This window comes from Methylobacterium crusticola, assembly GCF_003574465.1.
GTDB lineage: Bacteria > Pseudomonadota > Alphaproteobacteria > Rhizobiales > Beijerinckiaceae > Methylobacterium > Methylobacterium crusticola.
In genome coordinates, this window is the sequence record NZ_QOWC01000360.1 from 1 (window position 1) to 4,436 (window position 4,436).

Sequence of the window (4,436 nt, forward strand, 5' to 3'; positions counted from 1 at the left end):
AGCGAATGACGGACCGGTGGTAACCAGCTCCGGCAAGCGTGCTACGTGCACTGCTGCAACCACACGGCAGATGGATAGCTTGATGCCCGCCTAAGGCTTCCTGCACCAAGCTCCAGTTGCTACACTTCTGGTGCGTTCATAGCCTTGTAGCGGGATTTCGTCATGGCTGCGGTGAAGGGCAAAGTGGTGGAGGGTGGCCGCATCATCGTGCCAGCCGCATTCCGACAGAGCTTGGGTCTGAGCAAGGGCGACACCGTGTTCATGGAGCTGCACGGCGACGAGCTCCGCATCCGCCCAGCGCGATCCGCCCTGCGTCGCATCCAGGCCAAGCTGCGTGCCCTCGCACCTGCGGAGGGGCTGGTTTCAGAGGAGCTCATCGCGCAGCGGCGCGAGGAGGCCGGGCGTGAGTAAGGGAGGGTACGTCCTCGATGCCTCTGCCCTGCTCTGCCTGCTCTTCGACGAACCGGGGGCAGGCCGCGTGGAGGCGGTGCTCCACGGCGCCTGCATCAGTGCGGCCAACTACGCCGAGGTGATCGGCAAGCTGGTCGACCGCGGCCAAGCCCCCGAGGAAGCGGTGGCCGACCTGCGCGAGTTGGATCTCGACGTTGTGCCGCTCGATCGCGCTCAGGGCGAGACCGTCGGTGCCCTGCGGGCCCTCACGCGAGAGGCCGGTCTGTCGCTCGGGGATCGCTCCTGCCTGGCACTCGCCACGAGCCGTGAGGCTGTGGCCGTCACCACCGACCGGGCCTGGAAGAAGCTGAAGGCCGACGTCAGCATCGAGGTTGTCCGGTCGTGAGACCCGGCGGCAGCGACAGCCTGCTGTTCGGGGAACGGGCGGACGGGTCCGTCGTGCACGTCTCCGAGGTGCACCCCGGTCTCGCCTGCGGCTGTCGCTGCCCCGGCTGCAAGGCGCCCCTGGTCGCCAGGAAGGGTGATCGCAGGGACCATCACTTCGGGCATCACGGCGTCGCTGAGCAGCCAGCCTGCCGAGCGGGAGCCGAGACGGCCCTGCACATCTTCGCCAAGGAGTGCCTCGCTCGCCGCCTGGAGCTGGTGCTCCCGTCCCTCGAGCACCCGACCACCTATCAGGGTGGCCCGATCCGCTTCGATGCGGCCGCGCTCGAGCACCGGCTCGGAGACATCGTTCCGGACGTGGTCGTGCGCAAAGGTGGGCGCGACCTGCTCGTCGAGTTTCGCGTCACGCACCCGTGCGACGCCACCAAGATCGCCAGGATCGCCGACCTGGGGATCGCAGCCGTGGAGATCGACCTCTCCTGGCTGCCGCGCGACCTGTCGCGGGTCGGCTTGGCGGAGGCGATCCTCACCCAGGCGCCCCGCAAGTGGCTGCACAATCCGAGGCTACGGGGACCGACACCGGGGCAGTTGGAGCCTCCTCGATCATCCGAGCCCGGCCTTGGGCGGGCGGCTTCCCTCGCGCGGATCTACGCGGCGGCCTGTGCCGAGCTGCGAGTTCCGCGCGCTGCCTCACTACCCGCCAACCGGATCTCCGCTGACGGCCTCACCCGGGCGATCGGCATCGACGTACCGGGTCTGGGCTGCTTCACCGTTCCCCCGCGGGACTGGCAGGCGGCGGTTCTCGAGCAGGCTCTGGACCAGGCCCTTCTGGGTACCCGGTGGGTGATCACCGCCGCGGAAGCGCTGCGCCAGCTGCGGCAGCGGGGCGTTGTGCGGTCCCGCTTCACCCGCCTCTCGAGCGTGGAGGTCGAGGCTTTGAAGATGAGGGAGCCATCCTTCGCGCCGCCTGCCGACGCCATCAGCGCCTGGGCAGGGGCCTTGGCGCACCTGGGCATCCTCGTGCCGGCGGGCGGTCGGGAGCGCTGGACCCTGTGGCCGGACGTGCTCCAGGTGGTGCGCGCCGCCCGTCGTGCCCGCGCATCCGCCTAACGTCTCGCTTACCGCCATGCTCGAGGTTGCGCCTCGGCTTTGAAGTAGCGGCAACCATGAGCGACACGGCAGGGATCGCGGGCGATCGTATTCGCGCCATCGTCGAGCGGATCGAGAAGCTCGAGGAGGAGATCAAGGACCCGATGGAGGCCAAGAAGTAGATCTTCCTTGAGGCTAGGAGTGACGAGCTCGACGTAAAAATCCTCAAGGAGATCATCAAGCTGCGCAAGCAGGACAAGGACGAGCGCGACGAGCACGAGACGCTGCTCGACGTCTACCTGCACGCCATGGACGCGCCCACGCCTGCTCCGATTGCGCAGGCAGCGTAGGATCAGCAAGGGGGATCCGCTCGAGTGAGTGCTCGCCCTCGAGCACCTCGGTGCGCGCTTCGCCAGGGCGCAGGCCGACATGCGGGCGCTAGAGCGCCACGCCTTGGCGCAGCTGCGAGGCATGGGGCTCGAGCCGGTAGACACGCGCAACGATCCCCCGCCCCATGGCAGACCTTGACCTAGGCACCATGGCGATGGTCCTGGCCATGGTGCTGGCGTGCCTCATCCTCGGCCTATGGCGGGTGCCCTAGCGCATTCTGAAAACGACCCATGCTGTGTGCCTCTAGGATGCCCCAGGACAGCCGGTAGCCAAGGGGAGCCACAACCCCTTACCAGCGCCAACCGTGAACGCCGTTCCTGACGCCCCTGAGAGGGGGTGAGGCCCCCCGGGGGGTCGAAAGTCCGGGGCGGCTAGGCCCCTCCACCGCACGGGGACTCATGCATGTTTTTATTTCCTCGTCATCAGCATTCTGGATGTCAGAAAACTGCCCCCGACCACCCTCTAAAACAACATTTTTTGTTGATGTGCAGTGGCTTGCAAATTGCTGCAGAGAGTGATTTTCCGTCATTTGGCGCGTGCCAAAAATACCCTCAAAATAAGAGAGGTAAGCGGCACAGCGCTGCGACGGAGGCGGTGGACGATCCGCCGACGTAAACATTGATGGGCGGCGCGAGCTGCTCAGCCTCGCCACCGACGCCTCGGAGGCCGAGCCGTTCTGGAAGGCCTCTCTGCAGTCTCTGGCCGACCAGGGTTTGCGCGGAGTGCAGCTCGTGGTGGCTGACAACTACAAGGGCCTGCGGGCAACTGCCGCCAAGGTGTCGTCCGCGACGCACCAGCACTGCCGCTTGGTCTGGATGAGAAACGCGCTTGCCAGGGTCGCGCCTAAGCAGCAGGGCGAGGAGCGATGGGAGTTCCCTATCGCGATGAGGCAGGTCCTGCTGACGCCGACGAGGCAAATGGTAAGCGCAGCCTAACCAATGACCAGAGCCCCAGCAGCCATAGGCATGGACGTTGAGAGGCGTCACCCTGGTTGGCGCAAGACTGCCGCTCTCGTCGTCCCTGTAGTCTGCGAGCAATGCGACTGGACAGGGCGCCGCAAATGGCAGGGCTATCGATGCCCGCAGTGCAGCTGCTACGCGGTTAGGCTAGCATCCGAGCCAGTTGGCTCATCAGAGTGGGCCAAGGATCAGGCTGACTTCACATGAAGCGCATATGCAAGGGTACCTATTGATAGGGTGCAGTGCCGTTGCGATGATGGCTTACACGTCTCGCATGTGCGAAGCACGTACAGCACATGAGTTCTCGGGTCCTTCCAAGGCCCCCCACCCCATGCGGGTCCGCGCGAGTTCGCGACCCGTCTAGGGTTCAGTCCTGAAAACCCGGAAACACATTAACAGCTTAACATTTATGGCGTCATTGCTCGTCACCTGAGGCCGAGTTATCTTGGCACCGCGACGTTTCTCGCAAAACCGTTTCTGTGTGGAACGCCAGAGATTTGCTCGTTCTGAGCTCTGACGGGCTAATCGACGTGGCGGCATCGGACACGAGGCTGAGCGGGAGTCCTCTGAGTTGCCGCGGTGGTCTTACGACTCAATTGCCAGGCACATCGGCAACAAGCCCACTTGAGGCTACAAAACCAACTCGGACCCGCTCGCACCCGGCGTGGCTGGCCCTTTCATGAGCAAGGCGATCGGCGCGCATGCCGAAAGGAGACGTAGAAGGGGTGTATCTCTTTGCAGACTCGCGCAATACAGCTGGCCGGTGAGCTGCCGGTTCACTTGGGATGGTTCACATCTTGGCAGTTCAATTAGGTCCGGAAAGCGGCACTTACTGAACCAGCTGCAGCCTGGTTCAGGAAGGGTATACCCAAAATGAACCAGATTGCGGCAAGCACGTAGGAGACGAGTCGGACGTAGTTCGAATACGTCGCAAACCTCCCGCCTGCGCCCGAGCGCTCGGCTCGATCAAGGCCGAGGTAGTGCGGTAGCGCCTGCCGTCAGACGATGAGCCGATCCGCTGGCCGACTGCGATCCGCGAGCACCTGGCCGCGGTCACCCCGCCACTACGCCTGGAAGCAGCCGAGTAATCTCGATCGGCGACCGCTGAGGTCAGATCTCCGACGTGCTATCCTCAGCCCCAAGCGCGACAGACGCCCCTGGGAGGATATCATGCTGTGATTAGGCGTGGAATAAGGACCCCGT

Annotated in this window: 4 protein-coding genes and 1 pseudogene; all 5 read left to right on the top strand. The window is 64.7% G+C overall.

All coding sequences use genetic code 11. The features are described 5' to 3' along the window. Positions 1 to 162: 162 nt before the first annotated feature. The 5 genes and pseudogenes from DT057_RS34025 to DT057_RS34045 all read left to right on the top strand — a co-directional run bounded on the left by DT057_RS34025 (position 163) and on the right by DT057_RS34045 (position 3,209). Positions 163 to 411, top strand: coding sequence for an AbrB/MazE/SpoVT family DNA-binding domain-containing protein (locus DT057_RS34025; RefSeq protein ID WP_128566421.1), 249 nt, complete (start codon positions 163 to 165; stop codon positions 409 to 411). Next, entirely contained in the window at positions 404 to 796 is a 393-nt protein-coding gene (locus tag DT057_RS34030; protein WP_128566422.1) for a type II toxin-antitoxin system VapC family toxin, read from the top strand. Before DT057_RS34025 ends, DT057_RS34030 begins: the two co-directional genes overlap by 8 nt. A gap of 53 nt (positions 797 to 849) precedes the next feature. Continuing rightward, positions 850 to 1,905, top strand: a complete 1,056-nt coding sequence (locus tag DT057_RS34035; RefSeq protein WP_244937431.1) for a competence protein CoiA family protein — start codon at positions 850 to 852, stop codon at positions 1,903 to 1,905. A gap of 56 nt (positions 1,906 to 1,961) precedes the next feature. Continuing rightward, positions 1,962 to 2,234: pseudogene (locus tag DT057_RS34040) on the top strand (DUF2312 domain-containing protein). A 657-nt stretch (positions 2,235 to 2,891) separates the two neighbouring features. Next, the gene (locus tag DT057_RS34045) at positions 2,892 to 3,209 is read left to right on the top strand and encodes a transposase (protein ID WP_128566424.1); all 318 of its coding nucleotides are present in this window, start codon (positions 2,892 to 2,894) and stop codon (positions 3,207 to 3,209) included. Positions 3,210 to 4,436 lie beyond the last annotated feature (1,227 nt).